A 16,991-nucleotide genomic window follows, 5' to 3' on the forward strand; every position below is an offset into this window, starting at 1 on the left:
GGCGTGAGTATCCACGCCGTGAGCCCCTTGTTCATCGGGCGTGCCCGCGAGCTCGCAGCCCTCGGCGACGCCCTGGGCCGGGCCCGCGCGGGCGCGTCGTCCACCGTGCTCGTCGGCGGCGAGGCGGGGGTCGGCAAGACGCGCCTGATCAGGGAGTTCACCGCCCGGCGCGCCGACGACGCCAGGGTGCTCGTCGGCGGCTGCCTGGAGCTGGGCACGGAGGGCCTGCCGTTCGCGCCGTTCACCGCCGTGCTGCGCGGGCTCGTGCGCGAGCTCGGCCGCGACGGCGTCGCCGCGCTGGTGCCCGGCGGCGACACGCGCGGGCTGGCCCGGCTGCTGCCCGAGTTCGGCGAGCCGGGCGAGGAGGGGGCGGAGGCCAGGGCCAGGCTGTTCGAGCAGGTGCTCGGGCTGCTGGAGCGGCTCGCGGAGGACCGTCCCGTGGTGCTGATCGTGGAAGACGCCCACTGGGCCGACCGCGCCACCCGTGACCTGCTGACGTTCCTCGTCCGCTATCAGCGCACCGCCGCCCGGCTGCTCCTCGTCGTGACCTACCGCACCGACGAGCTGCACCGCTCCCACCCGCTGCGGCCGCTGCTCGCCGAGCTGGGCCGGGTGGAGTGGGTGACCAGGACCGAGCTGCGCCGGCTCACCCGCAGGGAGGCCGTCGCGCTGGCCGCCGGGATCCTGGAGCGCGAGCCGTCCGCCGGCGACATGGACCTCATCTACGCGCGCAGCGAGGGCAACCCGCTGTTCGTGGAGGCGCTGCTCAGCGAGGCCGACGGACAGGAGGCGCTGCCCGAGTCGCTGCGCGACCTGCTGCTGGCCAGCGTCGAGCGGCTGCCGGCGGAGACGCAGGAGCTGCTGCGGGTGGCCAGCGTCGGCGGTCAGCGCATCGAGCACGACCTGCTCACCGCCGTCGCCGGCCTCGACGAGGACACGCTGTCGCGCGCCCTGCGCCCCGCCGTGGCGGGCAACGTGCTCGTGGTCGACGGCGAGGGCTACTCCTTCCGCCACGCGCTCATCCGCGAGGCGCTCGACGACGACCTGCTGCCCGGCGAGCACATCCGCCTGCACACCCGCTACGCCGAGGCCCTGGAGCGCGACCCGTCGATCCTGCCCGCCCCGCGCGGCGCGATCGAGCTGGCCCACCACACCAGGCAGTCCGCCGACTACGCCTGGGCGCTGGTCAGCGCCTGGCGCGCGGCGGACGCGGCCCGCACCTCCACCGCCTACGACGTGCAGCTGCGGATGCTGTCCAGGGTGCTGGAGCTGTGGGACCAGGTGCCCGACGCGGCCGAGCGCGTCGGCGCCGACCGGATCGACGTGCTCAGGCGGACGGCCACGGTCGCCCACCTGGCCGGCGAGTACGAACGCGGCATCGCCTTCGGCAGCGCCGCCCTCGACGAGCTCGACCACGACGCCGACCCGGCGCGTACGGCCATGGTGCTGCGCCAGCGCGGCCTGACCAGCTGGGATCTCGGCCGTCCCGGCTTCCTCGACGACCTGCGCAAGGCCGCCGCCCTCGTGCCCGCCGACCAGCCCAGGCTGCTCGGCCAGGTGCTGGAGACGTTCGCGCGGATGCTCACCCACCCGGACGAACTCCAGGAACGGCTCGACACGGCCCAGCGCGCGATCGAGCTGGGCCATGAGATCGGCGACGCCAACGTCGAGGCGCACGCGATGATCAGCTTCAACTGGGGCAAGGCGTGCTACACCGACATGGAGCTGCAGATCGAGACGTTCGCCGAGGCGCGCCGCATCGCCCAGCGCGACGGGGCGTACAACGCCCTGCTGCGCTGCGCGGTCTCCGAGTCCGACGCCTTCGAGGGCGCGGGCTGGCACGAGCTGGCCACCCAGGTCGCCAGGCGCGGGGTCGACGACGCCGCCCAATACGGGCTGGCCCGCACGTCCGGCACGTTCCTGTCGATCAACCTGGCCGAGCCGCTGCTGTCGCTCGGGCGCTGGGACGAGGCGCTGCGGGTGGTGGAGCACGCCCTCGACCTCGCGCCGCCCGCCCCCTACCGGGCCAGCCTCCAGGGGCTCGCCGCCGACATCGCGCTCGCGCGGGGGCAGCTCGACCGGGCCGAGACCCTGATGGCCTCCTCCCGCCAGATCCTGTCGCGCGGCACCTTCCGCGACCAGGTGACGCTGCCGCACCTGCGCAGGGAGGTGCAGCTGCTGTCGGCGCGAGGGGAGATGGAGCAGGCGGTGGAGGCGGCGGCCAGGGCGCTGGAGGAGCACGACCTGATGAGCAGCCCGCGCTACTCGTGGCCGGTGCTGGTGACCATCGCGCGGCTCATCTGGGCCGTGGTGCCGTCCAAGCAGCTCATCGACGCCATGATGCAGGCTCCTCCACCCGTCGGCGACCGGCCCGCCGCGGAGGGATCCGGAGCGGAGGAGCCCTCCGGAGGTGGCGCCGGTGACGTCCTGCCCACCGGGGGGAGATCCGGTGACGGGGCGGCCGCCGTCGAGATGTCGTCCGGTGCGGGCGCGGGGCTGGGGGCGCTCGCGCGGCTCGCGTTGTCGTTGCTGCCGAAGATCAGGGCGCTCGCGTTGCGGCTCGACACCATGGGGGAGTCGCAGCAGGCCCACCGGCTCACCTTCACGGCCCTGACCGGGCCGGGGCCGACGTCCGCGTACGTGAGCGACGCGGCCTCCTGGCAGTTCAAGGCGTGGGACCAGGCGGTGCGGGCCTGGGCCGACCTGCGGGAGCCGTACCCGGAGGCGCAGTGCCTGGTGGGCGCGGCGCAGGCGGCGCTGGCGGCGGGAGACCGGCAGGAGGCGGCCGCCCGGCTGACCCGGTCGCGAGAGCTGGCCAGAGAGCTCGGCGCCACACCGCTGCTGGAACAGCTGGACGTCTTCGGCCGGCGAGCCCGGCTCGGGGGCACCGACGACGTGAACGACGGGCAGCCGCTCGGGCTGACGGCGCGGGAGCTGGAGGTGCTGCGGGAGGTGACCAGCGGCCGCAGCAACCGGGAGATCGCGGAGGCGCTGTTCATCTCGGTGAAGACGGTCAGCGTGCACGTTTCCAACATCCTGGCCAAACTGGGCGTGGCCACCCGAGGCGAAGCCGCCGCCACCGCCCACCGCCTCCGCCTGTTCGACCAGGACTAGGTCCCTTTTCGCCGCCCCGGCGGAAGCTGATCAGGCATTGCCCGATTGATCTCGTCCAACGATGATCACGAGGAACGGGCGGGCAGCCCGCGAGCGGACGAGAAAGGGCGAAGATGAGGATCAGTAAGCGTGTGCCGGGAGTGCTGATCGCACTCCATCTACAAGGGCCAGTCGTCCACCGGAACCGGGACCGCCGGTTGCAACTGGGCCGTCTACATGGCGATCAACTACATCTCCAACATCAACGTCTCCCGTCTGTACGGGTGACAGGGTCGAGGTGACATCCGTGGGCATGCGCCGCGACGCATGCCCACGGATGTGCGTCGAAAGAGGAGACACCCGACCGACCGGAGCAGCCATGCACGCGATCAGGGCCGCGACCGGCCTCGTCATCCTGTCCCTCGCGATCGCCGCCTGTACGACCGGCGGACAGACCCCAATGGAGAGCCCGGTGGGGAGCCCAGTGGAGAGCTCAGTGGAGACGCCGGCGGCGGCCCCTTTCGCCGCCTACGACCGCTCCGAACCTGGAGTGGGCGACGCCGCCCTGCTGACCGCGAGACTCGTCCTGGACCGGGGCTGCCTCTACGCCGACAGCGAGGGGCGACGGTGGCTGCCGGTCTTCCCCGCCGCGGGCACCGAGTGGGACGCGGCGGCGCGGACCCTGACCATGGACGGGCGCACCGCGGTACTCGGGCAGACCGTGGAACTCGGCGGGGGAACCGCGCGGGCGGAGGTCATCACCTCGGCCCCGGAGGGTTGCGATCGTTCCCAGGTCTGGCTGGTGGTCAGCGTCGGCTCCTGATGGTGATGCCGGGGCACCGTCCGCCCGACCAGGGTGCCGCACCATGTTCCGGCCGGCGTGGGTGTGGCGGCGTCCGGTTCACCGTGACGGCTGGTGCACGCCCGAGCAGCCAGAAGGCGCCGTCGGTCGCGGGGCGGGCGGCTCCTCGCTGTGGAGGCCGTTGCCCGCCGGTAAGGGCCGGCGAGGTGGGGTCAGCCGGTCAGCTGGGCTTCGAGGCGGTAGCCGTCCACGGTGACGTAGACCTGGTCGCCCGGGCGGGCGTTCAGGCGCATGAGGACCGGCTGCAGTGAGTCGAAGACGGGCTGGTGGCCCTGCCAGACCAGGACGATGGCGTTGTCGCCGGGGCCGGTCACCGACAGCAGGGTGCCGGGGCGCATGCCCAGCTGGGCCGCGTACCCCTCGGGCACCGGCACCGGGCCGCCCCTGAGGTGTTCGGGGGTGACCTCGATGCGCTGCCAGCGGCGCGGGTCCGAGTTCGGGCCGGGCAGCGGTGGCGGCGGGGTGGCGGGGGCGCCCGCCAGGCCGGGGAGCATGGGGGAGCGGCCGCCCGAGAGCGCCGACAGGGTGGCCAGCGCGGCGGAGGGGTCGATGGCTCCGGCCGTCGCCGACGGGATGGGCTGGCCCCCCCGGTGGTGGTGGCCGTTGGCCCCCGGGGTACGGCGGGGGAGAGGCTGGGCCGGGGACGAGGCGGCGGCCACCGGGTCGGGGCCGGTCTCAGGGGGTAGCGCGTCGAGCCAGGCCTTGGCGGAATGGGCGCGGATGCCCAGTTCGCCCATGAGTTCCACGAGGTCGGTGTCGGGCGGGCTGGAGGCCAGGAGCTGCCTGGTACGGCTCTGCAGGCCGTGCAGGTCGCCCACGACGAGCCAGCCGTCCTGGAAACGGCGGTCCGGCATGAGCGTCACCAGGACGCGCCAGAGCGGCGTGCGCAGCGACGGGACCGTCACGGGGTGCGCCGGGTCGGCGCCGATGAGCTGGTCCTCGGTGGCCGCCGCGCCGAGCCATTCGGTCAGGCGGAACATGTGGCCGGTGACCGGCGCGGACTCGGAGGAGCGCAGCCAGTGCAGGACGCGCTCCTCGGCGGTGCGCTGGGCCTGCGAGAGCGCGTCACGCTCGACGAGCATCTTGTGGGCGAGCGTACGGAGACTGACCGGGTCCTCGGCGAACAGCCGGTGCACGGCCACCGAAAGCTCCAGCTTGTCCAGACTGCGGAACAGGTTGTCCACGACGCGGACCATCGCGTGGTCGGTGTCGGAGGGAACCGGGCTGGTGCCGGCCGGGTAGCTGGGGGTGGAGCCGGAGGCGGAGGGTGGCGACGAAGGGGCGGGGGCGGAGGGGGCTCCCGAGGGGCCGGCCGGGGTGCCTGCGGCCGCGCGGGCGGCTGATCCGGGGATGCCGGCTCCGGGCGTTCCGGCCGCGGGAAGTCCGGCGACCGGGTTTCCGGCCCCGGCGAGGCCGGCGGCGGGATTGGCAGCTCCTGGGAGGCCGGGGGCAGGGTTCGCGGCTCCTGGGAGGCCGGCGGGGTTGGCGGATCCGGGCGTTCCCGCGCCGGGGCCTGCGGCGCCAGGCGTTCCGGGGGCTCCGGGAGTCCCAGCGGCGGGGGCCCCGGCGCCAGGGATCCCGGTGCCCGGGGTTCCGGTGCCCGGGGCTCCGGTGCCAGGGGCTCCGGGGGCGCCAGGAGCGCTCTGGGAGGGCGGTGTACCGGGAATGGGCGGGATCGAGCCGGTGTGCGGGCCGCCGCTCCCAGGGTGCGGGCCGTTGGCGGAAGGGCCTCCGGCGTCCTGGCGGCCGGACTGCGGGCCCGTGGGGCGTTGCGGAAGGCGTTCCGACTGGCCGGATGCGGGGCGCTGCGGCAGGCCGCCCTCACCCGCGAGCCCCTGACGCGGATTCGCGCCGCTCTGCGGCTGCGCCGAGAACGAGCCCGTCTGGGGCTGTCCGGAGAACGAGCCGGTCGAACGCTCAGGGGAGGACGGCCCGGGGAAGGCGCCGCTCTGGCGGGCGTTGCCCTCCGAGGAGGGCACGGCCGGGAAGGAACCCGTCTGACGCGAGTTGCCCTCCGCAGGCGGTACGGCCGGGAAGGAGCCGGTGTGGCGCTGGTTGCCCGCCGAGGGCGGCGGAGCGGGGAAGAGGCTCTGGCGCGGGCTGCTCTCCGAGGAGGGCACGGCGGGGAAGGAGCCCGTCTGACGCTGGTTGCCCTGCGCGGACGGCGGCGCGGGAAAGGCGCCGGACTGGCGCGGATCGTTGTCCTGGCCGGGTACGGCGGGGAACGAGCCCGTCTGGCGCGGGCCGCCCTCGGCGGCGGGGAACGACCCGGTCGAGCGCGAGGGGCTGTCGGTGGAGGTCGGCGCGGGGAAGACGCCCGGCTGGCGCGGGTTGCTCTCGGAGGACGGCGGCGCGGGGAAGGAGCCGGTGGAGCGGGGACCGCCGTCGGCCGCCGACGGCACGGGGAAGGCGCCGCTCTGGCCGGGCGCGGGCCGGCGCAGATCGCCCTGCCCCTGCCCCTGCCCGGCGAACGGGCCGGTCGGCTGGGGGCCGCTTGGGTTGGCCTCGGACGGGGTGAAGGCGCTGCGCGACTGTGGCGTGCCGTCGGGCCCGACCGCGGGAAAAGTGCCGGTGCCACGGGCGGAGACGGGCATCTGGTCCCGCTGGAGCGGGCGTGTGACCTCGGGGTGGCCCGCGGCGACGGGAATTTCGCGATGGGCGGGGATGCGGCCCAGGATCTCGCGCAGGACCGAGCCGATCACGACCTCGGGCGTGGCCGACGGCGTGCTCAGGTCGCTGGGCGACAGGCGGCGCAGCCGCTGCCAGCCGCCGAGGCCGGTGACGGCGGTGCGGGTGGCCTCGGACCAGCCGGGCAGCGCGGGGTCGATGGGGTGAACCGTCAGCGCGGGCAGCAGATCGGCCAGCGGCAGGTGGTCCCAGCGGGCGACGGCCAGCTTGGCCAGGCGGTCACAGATCCAGTCGAGCCCGGCGGTGCCGAGCGCTTTCGACAGCGGCAGGGAGGACCACCACCCCGCCGGTAGGCGCGGATCGCCCAACGCCTCGGCCACCTGCTGAGGGCGGCTCCAGCGCAGCGCAGGGATGAGGTCGCTCAGGCAGATCGATGACTCGACTTCCATCGGCGGACCTTATCCTCCCCAGTGAGCCGCGTGGTGCTGCCCGTAACGCATGTGGCTAATGGTGCAAGCCTACGCGGCAAGCTATCAATCAGTGTGAATAGGGTAAAGACGGTTCAGATCCAAACCGTACCGTGGACGGCCCCCCACCTGGGCCACACATGCGGCACCGGCACGGCAGCCGGCCTCCAGCGCGGCCTGTTTGGCGGAGCCGAGCAGAGTGGCGGCGAGGAACCCGGCGGCGAAGGCGTCACCCGCCCCCGTCGAGTCCACGACCTCGGCGGACACACCTTCCGCGGTCGCCACCACCTCTCCGTCGACGGCCGCCAGCGCTCCACCGGCGCCGAGCTTCACGACCGCTGTGCCGTATGTCTCACTCAAGAGTACGGCCGCCCGCGTGGCCGTCGCCGCCCCACTGAGCAAAAGGGCCTCGTCGAGATTGGGGATGACCAGCCCGGCCGCCGCCGTCTCGCGGATGAAACGTTCGACGCCGAAGTCACGCAGCGGGCCCGTGGAGGCCGGATCGACGCTGATCGCCACGCCCGCCGCCGCCGCGTCCGCCATCGCCCGCCGGGCCAGCCGCAGCCCCGCCTCGGCGAACAGCACGTACCCGGAAAGATGCAGCATGGCGACGCCGTCGAGCAGAGCCGGGTCCCAGTCGGCCTCGGAGATCAGGCCGCCGGCGCCGCGGTTGGTGAGCATCGAGCGCTCGCCGCTCTTGTCCACCATCGCGATCACCACCGCCGTGGGGTGCGCGGGGTCCACGGAGAAGTGCGGATTGACGCCCGTCTTGATCAGCTCGGTGGCGTGCCACTCGCTGCTGTCGTAGCCGAGCCTGGCCAGCAGGTGGACCTCGGCGCCCAGGGAGGCGGCCCAGGCGGCGGTGTTCGCGCCGGAGCCGCCGGGACGCAGCACGATGTCGGCGGCCGTGTCCGTGCCGGCCGTGACGGGTGAGCCGTGCCGGGCCACGACATCGGTGACCACGTCGCCGATGACGAGCAGGGCGCCGTCCGTCACGATCGGGCCCAGGCCAGGGCGATCCGGGCGGCCAGGGCGGTGTTCCCGCGTACGGCGGCGAGGTTGGCCTCCAGGGAGGCGCCGCCGGTGCCGTCCACCAGATAGCCGAGCAGGAACGGGGTGATCGCCTGTCCCTTGACGCCCTCGCGCTCGGCGGCGGCCAGCGCCTCGCCGAGCACGCGGTCGTGCAGCTCCGGATCGAGCTGGGCGTCCTCGGGGACCGGGTTGGCCACGATGAGGGCGCTGTCGGCGCCGCCGAGCGCGTCCTGGCCGCGCATGACGGCCGCCGCGTCCTCGGGCGACTCGATCCGCCATTCGATCGGCTGGCCGGAGGAGTGCAGGTAGAAGCCGGGGAAGTGGTCGGTACGGTAGCCCACCACGCTCACGCCCCGCGTCTCCAGCCGTTGCAGCGTGGCCGGCACGTCGAGGATCGACTTCACCCCGGCGCAGACGACGGTGATGCGGGTGGCCGCGAGCGTGCCGAGGTCGGCGGACTCGTCCTGGTCCTCGGTCCAGCCGCGGTGCACGCCGCCGAGCCCGCCGGTCGCGAAGACGCGGATGCCGGCGCGGGCGGCCAGGAAGGACGTGGCCGACACGGTGGTGGCGCCGCTGGCCTTCAGTGCCGCCGCCACGGGCAGGTCGCGCTGGCCCAGCTTGCGCAGCCCCGACTCGGTCGCGATGCGCTCCAGCTCGACCTCGTTCAGGCCGATGCGGGGCACGCCGTCGAGCACGGCGATCGTGGCCGGCACGGCGCCCGCCGCACGCACGACACCCTCCAGCTCCCGCGCCACCTCCAGGTTGCGCGGCTGCGGCAGCCCGTGGGAGATGATCGTGGACTCCAGCGCCACGACCGGCGCGCCGGTTGCCAAGGCCTCGGCGACCTCGTCGGACGGCCGCAGAAGGGAGTCGGTGGTGCTGCGCATGGTGAGTTTCGTGCTCCTCGTGTGGTCCTTGGCCCTGACATAGGAGGAACGGCCGTTTTCACGGGATTTGTTCCAAACCGAGCAGCCTACGGGCCCCCGGCGCGGCCGTCCACCCGAGGATCACACGAGAAACGCGACGCCCGCCAGGGACGTGGCCGCGATGATCGCGGTGGCGATCCCGCCGAGCAGCGCCGCCCGGCCACCTCTGGCCAGTTTCCGCAGGTCGATGCCGGTGCCGAGGCCGAACAGGGCGGCGGCCATGAGCACGTTCGTGAGCGCGGGGACGGCCGCCGTGACGGCCTGGGGGACCAGCCCGGTGCCGCGCAGCAGCACCATCGCGAGGAACGCGGCCACGAACAGCGGCACGATCGGCGGCCTCGGCCCCGTCTTCCGCTCGTGCGCCCCGCGCCGGCGATAGGATGTCAGGGCCACGATCGGGGCCAGCAGCACGACCCGGCCCAGTTTGACCGTCACGGCGGCGGCCAGCACTCCCGTGGCGGCGCCCACCGCGGCCACCTGCGCCACCTCGTGCACGGCGGCGCCCGTCCACACGCCGAGCTGCGCCGCCGACAGGCCCAGGAGCGAGCCCAGGAGGGGCACGAGGGGGATGGCCGCGGTCCCGTACAGGACCACGACACCGAGCGCGCTCGCCGCGGCCTCGTCGTCGTCGGCCAGCCCGGCGCTCTCGCGCATGGCGGCGATGGCCGCGGCGCCGCAGATGGACACGCCCGTCGCGATGAGCAGCGACGTGCCGGGGCTCAGGCCGAGTGCGCGCCCGATCACCTGGGTCGTGACGAACGTGAGCCCCGTCGCGACCGTGATGATCGCCAGCGTCCGCCAGCCGAGCCCGAGCACCTCGGGCAGGGCGATCTGCAGGCCGAGCAGGGCGATCGCGACGCGCAGCACCCGCCTGGAGACGAACGCGAGCCCGGGGCGGAGGCGCCCGGCCACGCCCGTCAGGTTCGCCGTCACGGCGCCCGCGAGTACGGCGACGACGGCGGGGCTGAGCGTGGGGACGTACCGGTTGACGATCATCGACAGCGCCGTCGCGACGGCCGCCACGAGGAGTCCTGGCCACAGGAGACGGGCGCTTTCCCGGGCGGTTGTCCGGGTGATTCTCTGGGCGTCCTTCCGGGTGGGGCGGACGGCGGGATCCTGCGCGGTGGCGGGCACGATCTCAGTCTTCTGAACGGCGGGAACGCCCGGTAGCCACACCTTGCCTGGGAGGTCATAGCCTGTGGCTATGAGTGCGCTGCCCGATCTCGACTCGCTGAAGCTCCTCGTCGACGTCGGCGAGCTGGGCAGCCTCGGGCGCGCCGCCAGGGCCGCCGGGATCGCGCAGCCGTCCGCCAGCAAGCGGGTCGCGCAGCTCGAACGCCGCCTCGGCCTGCCCCTGATCGAACGCACGCCGCGCGGATCCGCGCTCACCGCCGAGGGCAAGATGGTGGCCGGCTGGGCCGCGCAGGTGCTCGCCGCCGCGCAGGAGCTCATGCGGGCCGTCCAGGCCGTGCGGCACGGCGAGGCCGCCCATCTGCGGGTGGCGGCCAGCATGACGGTGGCCGAGTACCTGGTGCCGCGCTGGCTCGGCGAGTTGCAGAACCGGGAGCCCGACGTGCAGGTGGGGCTGGACGTGGTCAACTCCGCCGACGTGGCGGCGCGGGTGCTGGCCGGGGAGGTGGAGCTGGGGTTCGTGGAGGGGCCCAGCGTGGCCGACGGGCTGGCCGGGCGGGTCGTGGGGACCGACCGGCTGGTGGTCGTGGTGGCGCCGGGGCATCCGTGGGCGCGCCGCCGTACCGCGCTGAGAGGTCCTGAGCTGGCCGCCACGCCCCTCGTGGTACGCGAGCCAGGCTCGGGTACCCGCGAGACGCTGGACGTCGCCTTCGGCGGCCTGCACCGCGCCAGCCCGCGGCTGGAACTGGGGTCCAACTCGGCGGTCAAGGGGGCGGCCCAGGCGGGGGCGGCGCCGGCGGTGCTGAGCCGGTACGCGGTGGAGGCCGACGTGGACACCGGGCGGCTGGTGGAGGTTCCGCTGGCGGGCATCAACCTGGTCAGGAGCCTGCGCGCGGTATGGCGGCGCGGCCGCGCCCTGACCGGCCCGGCCGCCACCCTCCTGTCGATCGCCAGCCGCCCATGACGCCGCCCCAACCCCGACCCCGCCCCTGACCTTGCCCGCCGGCCCCGCCCGCCGGCCCCACCCCTCGTCCCCGACCCCCGACTCGGGCCTTCTGATCTCGGTCCCCTTACCCCGGTCCGACGCCGGTTCCTGACGTCGGCCGGTGATGGCGGTCGGTGACGCCGTTCGTGGCGTTGACGAAGGGTGCGGGGTGGGTCGTATGGTGCGACGATGAGGACGTTCGACGTGGTCATCGCGGGCGGCGGGCACAACGGGCTGGTCGCGGCCGCCTATCTCGCCGGGGCCGGACGCAGGGTGCTGGTGCTGGAGCGCTACGACCACGTGGGCGGGCTGGCGATCTCCACGCGCGCCTTTCCCGGCGTCGACGTGCTCCTGTCGCGTTACTCCTACCTGGTCAGCCTGCTGCCCTCGGGCATCGTCCGGGACCTGGGGCTCGACCTGGAGCTGCGCCGCCGCCGTTACGCCTCCTACACGCCCAGGGGCGAGCGCGGCCTGCTCGTGGACAACGAGGACGACCTGCGTACGGCGGCCTCGTTCAGGGGCGTCACCGGCGGCGAGGCCGACCACGAGGCGTGGCGGCGCTTCTACGGCATGGTCGGCGAGGTGGCGCGGACCCTGGCCCCCACCCTGCTCGAACCGCTGCGACCCCAGGCCGAGATCGAGCGCCTGGTCGGCCCCGAGGCGTGGCGCGACCTGTTCGCCGAGCCGATCGGCCGGACGGTGAACGAGCGGTTCGGCGACGACACCGTGCGCGGGGTCGTGCTCACCGACGCGCTGATCGGCACGTTCGCCGATCCGGACACCGACGTGCTGGCCAACCGGTGCTTCCTCTACCACGTGATCGGCGACGGCACCGGCGAGTGGAACGTCCCCGTCGGCGGCATGGGCGCGGTCTCCGGCGCGCTGGAGGCGGCGGCCAGGCGGGCGGGCGCCGAGATCAGGACCGGCGCCGAGATCGTCGGCATCGCGCCGACGGGCGAGGTCACCTACGTGGCCGAGGACGGCGAGCACACGGTGAACGGCGGCCACGTCCTGGTCAACCTGCCGCCCGCCGTGCTCGACCGGCTGCTCGGCCGCCCCGTGACGGTGCCCGAGGGCGCGCAGCTCAAGGTCAACATGGTGCTCACGCGGCTGCCCAGGCTCAAGGACGCCTCGGTGGACCCGCGGGCGGCCTTCAGCGGGACGTTCCACATCAACGAGGGACGCGGCCAGCTCGACGCCGCGTACGCGCAGGCGGCCCGCGGGGAGATCCCTGAGCTGCCGCCGGCCGAGGTCTACTGCCATTCGCTGACGGACCCGTCGATCCTCGGTCCTGAGCTGCGCGGCCGCGCGGAGACGATGACGCTGTTCGGGCTGCACATGCCCGCCCGCCTTTTCCGGAAAAATCCTGAAAAAGCGCGGAAGATGGCCCTGGACGCCACCTTCGCCTCCATCAACACGGTCCTGGCCGAGCCCATCGAGGACTGCCTGCTCCGCGCCCCCGACGGCACCCTGTGCGTCGAGGCCAAGTCACCGGTCGACCTCGAACGCGACGCGGGCCTGCCCGGCGGCCACATCTTCCACACCGACCTGAGCTGGCCGTACGCGGAGGAGGGCGGCTGGGGCGTGGAGACCGAGCACGAGCGGATCCTCATGTGCGGCGCCGGCGCCCGCAGGGGCGGCGCGGTGAGCGGCATCGGCGGCCACAACGCCGCGATGGCCCTGCTGGGGCGCTAGCGAACCACCCGCCGCCGAGGCGCCGGTGAACATCGCGCCGGCCAGCGGCGGGTCACCGGCGCACACCCGCGCCGCCTGGGGTGCCGGTGAACACCGCGCCGCTGGTGCACCCGTGCCGCCGGGGTGCCGGTGAGCGCCGCGTCGCCCGGGTGCCTAGTCGTCCGCGATGAGCTTGGCGGCCACCTCCAGGGCCACGGCCGTGCGCTCCGACTCCTCCAGCCCCATGTCCGACAGGAACGGCACGTTCCCGAGGATCACCGCGAAGACCGCCAGCCTGGCCTCGAACTGCCTGACCGGGCCGTCCTGCGGCGAGGACAGCAGGGACAGCATGCTGATCACCCCGGTCTGCAGCCGTTCGCCGGCCGCGCTCTCCCGCAGGGCCCCCTGGTTCACCTGCGCGAACCTGAACAGCGGCCGCCACTGGTCCTCCAGCAGCCCGGCGATGCGCCGCAGGATCTCCAGCCGCGCCGCGGCCGTCGCCGGCTGCTCCTTGGCCCAGGCCACCAGCTCATCCATGGACTCCGTCAGCCGGTCCACCACGCTGGCGAGGATCGCCTCCTTCGTCCGGAAGTGGTAGTAGAGGGCCGGCCTGGTGATGTCCAGCCGCTCCGCCACCTCCTGCAGCGTGGTCTTGTCGTATCCGCGCTCGGCGAACAGTTCCAGCGCGACCTGCTGGATCCGCTCTCGTGTGTCCGTCCGCCGCCCAGCCATTCCGCTCCCTCGCTTGACGACCGGCCCAACATTGCTTACTTTCGCGTAAGTAAGCAATGCGGTCCGGCTTGTAGGGAGCAGACTATGGCTCAGCCCTTCCCTGTCCAGCGCACGTGCCCGTTCGCGCCGCCGCCCGAGTACGAGCGGATGCGCGAGCAGGCTCCTCTCGTCAAGGGCACCCTCTCCGGCAAAGACGTGTGGCTCGTCACCCGGCACGCCGAGGCCAAACAGGTCCTGGCCGGCTCCGGCATCAGCACCAACCCGGCCACCCCCGGTCATCCCAGCGCCCCGCCCGACGACGAGCAGGTGACGCCGGAGGAGCGGGCGGCGCGGGACAAGTTCACCGCCGGCCACTTCATCGACCTCGACCCGCCGGAGCACGGCAGGTTCCGGCGCCTGCTCATCCCCGAGTTCACCGTCAGGCGGATGAAGGAGCTGCGGCCCGGCATCCAGCGGCTCGCGGACGAGCTCCTCGACGACATGCTCGCCAAGGGTCCCGACGCCGACCTGGTGGAGGCGTACGGGCTGGCGCTGCCGTCCCTCGTCATCTGCCAGCTGCTCGGCGTCCCGTACGCCGACCACGAACTCTTCCAGTCGCGGACCCGCACGATGATCTCCTCCATGGACGATCCGCAGGTCCGCATGGCGGCGGCGATGGAGATCCACGACTACCTCGACGCCCTGATCACCTCCATGGCCGAGCGGCCGGGAGACGACCTGTTCGGGCGGCTGATCGCCGGGGGCGCGCTCAGCCACGACGAGCTCGTGGGCGTGGCGTTCCTGCTGCTCGTCGCCGGTCACGAGACCACCGCGAACATGATCCCGCTGTCCGCGCTCACCCTGCTGCGCCATCCCGAACAGCTCGCCGTGCTGCGCGCCGACCCGTCCGGCTGGCCGGCGGCGGTGGACGAGCTGCTGCGTTACCTGTCGATCGTGGACTGGGTGGCGTTCGACCGCGTCAGCACCGAGGACCAGGAGATCGGCGGGCAGCAGGTGCGGAAGGGCGACGGCATCTACGTGCTCGGCGCCAGCGCCAACCATGACGAGCGGGCGTTCGAGCGGCCCGACGCGTTCGACCCCGGGCGCGGCGCCAACCACCACGTGGCCTTCGGGTACGGCGTGCACCAGTGCCTGGGTCAGAACCTGGCCAGGGCCGAGCTGGAGATCGCCCTGCGCACGTTGTTCGAGCGCGTGCCCGGGCTGCGGGTGACGATGTCCGACGAGGAGCTGCCGGCCAAGTACGATGGAGCCATCTTCGGTCTCACGGCGATGCCCGTCACGTGGTGACCTGTCGGGGAATCCCTCATCAACTCCTCATGAAGCCGGTGTGAGATCCTTCATCGCGTTCTCATGATGACCCCTTAGTTTTCTTCTATGAACGAGCCCGCACGGTTGCTGGTAGTGGACGACGAGCCCGCCCTGCGCGAGGCCCTGCAGTCGAGCCTGGAGTTCGAGGGCTACAAGGTCGTCACCGCCGTCGACGGGCAGGAGGCGCTCGACGCCGTCGCCACAGACTCCTACGACGCGGTGCTGCTCGACGTGATGATGCCCAGGCTCGACGGGCTGACCGCGTGCCGCAGGCTGCGCGCGTCCGGCAACCACATCCCCGTGCTCATGCTCACCGCCCGCGACGCGGTCGGCGACCGGGTGTCGGGGCTCGACGCGGGCGCCGACGACTACCTCGTCAAGCCGTTCGAGCTGGACGAGCTGCTGGCCCGGGTGCGCGCCCTGCTGCGGCGGGGCGCGCTCAGCGCGGGCACACCCGAGGGCGACTCGCTGTCCTACGGCGACCTGCGGATGGACCCGTCGACCAGGGAGGTCACCCGCGGCGAGCGCAGGCTCGACCTGACCAGGACCGAATACCTGCTGATGGAGCTGTTCCTCGCCCATCCGCGCCAGGTGCTGACCCGCGACCAGATCCTCAGCGAGGTGTGGGGCTTCGACTTCGAGCCGACGTCCAACTCCCTCGACGTCTATGTGATGTACCTGCGCCGCAAGACCGAGGCCGGTGGCGAGCCACGGGTGATCCACACCGTGCGCGGGGTGGGTTACGTGCTGCGGGCCACGGCGTGAGAGCCGGCCGCCTCCGCGAGCGGGTGGCCGGCCTGGCCACCCGCGGCAGCCTGCGCACCCGCCTGACGCTCCTGGTCACGGTGGCCGTGGCGGTGGCCATCGCGATGTGCGCGGCCCTGTCGTACGTCATCCTGGCGGACCGGCTGCGCGGCAACCTCGACATGACCATCCTGGAGTCGGTGAATCAGGGCGACAAGAAGTGGCTGATGGAGCACTGCTCGTCCGACGGCACCCCGGGCCCGTTCGCCGACGGTCTGGCCACGCTGCTGTTCACCGACGGCAGGACCTGCTCGGTCGGGCCCTCGCCCATCCTGGCCGACTTCGAGCAGGACAAGGAGGCCTTCCAGCCGTGCGAACCCGTCTACCGCTACGGCGAGACGCGTGACGGCAAACGGGTCCGGGTGGTGACGGTCCACTTCAAACCCGGCGTCGCGGTCATGGAGGCCAGACCGTACGGGCACATCGAGCGGACGAAGCGGATCGCCGCGCTCACCCTCGGCGGCATAACCGCGCTGGGCGTGCTCGGCGCGGCCTGGGCCGGGCTCGCCATCTCCCGTGCCGCGCTGCGCCCGGTCGGGAATCTGACCCGGGCGGTCGAGCACATCGCGCAGACCGAAGACCTCGGCACCCGCATCCCCGTCACGGGCACCGACGAGATCGCCCGCCTGTCCTCCTCGTTCAACGCCATGACCGCCGCCCTGGCCGGATCGAGGGAACGCCAGAAACAGCTGGTCGCCGACGCCGGCCACGAGCTGCGCACCCCGCTCACGACGCTGCGCACCAACATCGACCTGCTCCTGCGCAGCGAGCAGACCGGCCGCAGCCTCGACCCCGGCGCCAAGGAGCGCCTGCTGATCAACGTCAAGGCGCAGTTCGCCGAGCTGTCCACGCTCGTGGCCGACCTGCTCCAGCTCGCCAGGGGCGACAGCGACCACGAGCCGCACGTCGAGCTGGGCCTGCACGAGGTGGTCACCGCCGCCGTGGAACGCGCCAGGCTGCGCGGCGCCGAGGTCACCACCGACCTGCGGCCGTGGTATGTCGTGGGCAGCGCCTCTTCGCTCGAACGCGCCGCGCTCAACCTCATCGACAACGCCGCCAAGTTCAGCCCCGGCGGCCAGGTCGAGGTGAAGCTGCGCGACGGCTGCCTGACCGTCCGCGACCACGGCCCAGGACTGCCGGAAGACGAGCTCCCGCACGTCTTCGAGCGCTTCTGGCGCTCCCCGTCCGCTCGCGGGTTGCCGGGGTCGGGGCTGGGGCTGGCGATCGTGGCCCAGGCCGTCGCCGAGACGGGTGGCGAGGTACGCCTGGCCAACGCGCCCGGCGGCGGGGCGATCGCGACCGTGGACCTGCCGGGAAGCCCGGACCGCCGCGCGGAGTCGTAGCGGATC

Annotated in this window: 12 protein-coding genes; 7 read left to right on the forward strand and 5 right to left on the reverse strand. The window is 73.4% G+C overall.

All coding sequences use genetic code 11. The features are described 5' to 3' along the window. Positions 1–3 precede the first annotated feature (3 nt). The gene (locus OIE67_RS09005; protein WP_326638497.1) at positions 4–3,114 is read left to right on the forward strand and encodes a helix-turn-helix transcriptional regulator; all 3,111 of its coding nucleotides are present in this window, start codon (positions 4–6) and stop codon (positions 3,112–3,114) included. Positions 3,115–3,472: 358 nt separating this feature from the next. After that, positions 3,473–3,916, forward strand: a complete 444-nt coding sequence (locus OIE67_RS09010; protein WP_326638499.1) for a hypothetical protein — start codon at positions 3,473–3,475, stop codon at positions 3,914–3,916. A gap of 191 nt (positions 3,917–4,107) precedes the next feature. Here the strand turns inward: OIE67_RS09010 and OIE67_RS09015 are convergent, their stop codons facing one another. The 4 genes from OIE67_RS09015 to OIE67_RS09030 form a co-directional block, all read right to left on the reverse strand. After that, the gene (locus OIE67_RS09015; protein ID WP_326638501.1) at positions 4,108–7,032 is read right to left on the reverse strand and encodes a serine/threonine-protein kinase; all 2,925 of its coding nucleotides are present in this window, start codon (positions 7,030–7,032) and stop codon (positions 4,108–4,110) included. A gap of 84 nt (positions 7,033–7,116) precedes the next feature. Next, positions 7,117–8,046 (reverse strand): carbohydrate kinase family protein, encoded by a 930-nt coding sequence (locus OIE67_RS09020; RefSeq protein WP_106234496.1) that lies wholly within the window; start codon positions 8,044–8,046, stop codon positions 7,117–7,119. Beyond that, entirely contained in the window at positions 8,043–8,969 is a 927-nt protein-coding gene (locus OIE67_RS09025; protein WP_326638504.1) for a pseudouridine-5'-phosphate glycosidase, read from the reverse strand. The genes OIE67_RS09020 and OIE67_RS09025 overlap by 4 nt, the downstream gene beginning before the upstream one ends. A 120-nt stretch (positions 8,970–9,089) precedes the next feature. Then, complete coding sequence (locus OIE67_RS09030) at positions 9,090–10,031, reverse strand: YeiH family protein (protein WP_326638506.1); 942 nt, start codon at positions 10,029–10,031, stop codon at positions 9,090–9,092. A gap of 181 nt (positions 10,032–10,212) precedes the next feature. Between OIE67_RS09030 and OIE67_RS09035 the strand changes: the two genes are divergently transcribed. Together OIE67_RS09035 and OIE67_RS09040 are read left to right on the forward strand one after the other, a co-directional pair. Continuing rightward, positions 10,213–11,103, forward strand: a complete 891-nt coding sequence (locus OIE67_RS09035) for a LysR substrate-binding domain-containing protein (RefSeq protein WP_106234500.1) — start codon at positions 10,213–10,215, stop codon at positions 11,101–11,103. A 210-nt stretch (positions 11,104–11,313) separates the two neighbouring features. Next, complete coding sequence (locus tag OIE67_RS09040) at positions 11,314–12,819, forward strand: phytoene desaturase family protein (protein WP_326638508.1); 1,506 nt, start codon at positions 11,314–11,316, stop codon at positions 12,817–12,819. Between the two features lie 153 nt (positions 12,820–12,972). On the opposite strand, the gene OIE67_RS09045 is transcribed toward OIE67_RS09040, so the two are convergent. Further along, positions 12,973–13,530: a TetR/AcrR family transcriptional regulator gene (locus OIE67_RS09045; RefSeq protein WP_326638511.1), complete on the reverse strand. Its 558-nt coding sequence runs from the start codon at positions 13,528–13,530 to the stop codon at positions 12,973–12,975. Between the two features lie 84 nt (positions 13,531–13,614). Here OIE67_RS09045 and OIE67_RS09050 point away from each other — a divergent pair, with 84 nt between their 5' ends. From OIE67_RS09050 to OIE67_RS09060, 3 genes are all read left to right on the forward strand, one after another. Continuing rightward, positions 13,615–14,817 (forward strand): cytochrome P450, encoded by a 1,203-nt coding sequence (locus OIE67_RS09050; RefSeq protein ID WP_326638513.1) that lies wholly within the window; start codon positions 13,615–13,617, stop codon positions 14,815–14,817. An 87-nt stretch (positions 14,818–14,904) separates the two neighbouring features. Continuing rightward, positions 14,905–15,603 carry a response regulator transcription factor gene (locus OIE67_RS09055; protein WP_106234508.1) on the forward strand — a complete coding sequence of 233 codons (699 nt, stop codon included), beginning with the start codon at positions 14,905–14,907 and terminating at the stop codon, positions 15,601–15,603. Then, positions 15,600–16,985, forward strand: a complete 1,386-nt coding sequence (locus OIE67_RS09060) for a HAMP domain-containing sensor histidine kinase (protein WP_326638515.1) — start codon at positions 15,600–15,602, stop codon at positions 16,983–16,985. Before OIE67_RS09055 ends, OIE67_RS09060 begins: the two co-directional genes overlap by 4 nt. Positions 16,986–16,991: the final 6 nt, after the last annotated feature.

This window comes from Nonomuraea fuscirosea (assembly GCF_035917475.1).
Lineage (GTDB): Bacteria > Actinomycetota > Actinomycetes > Streptosporangiales > Streptosporangiaceae > Nonomuraea > Nonomuraea fuscirosea.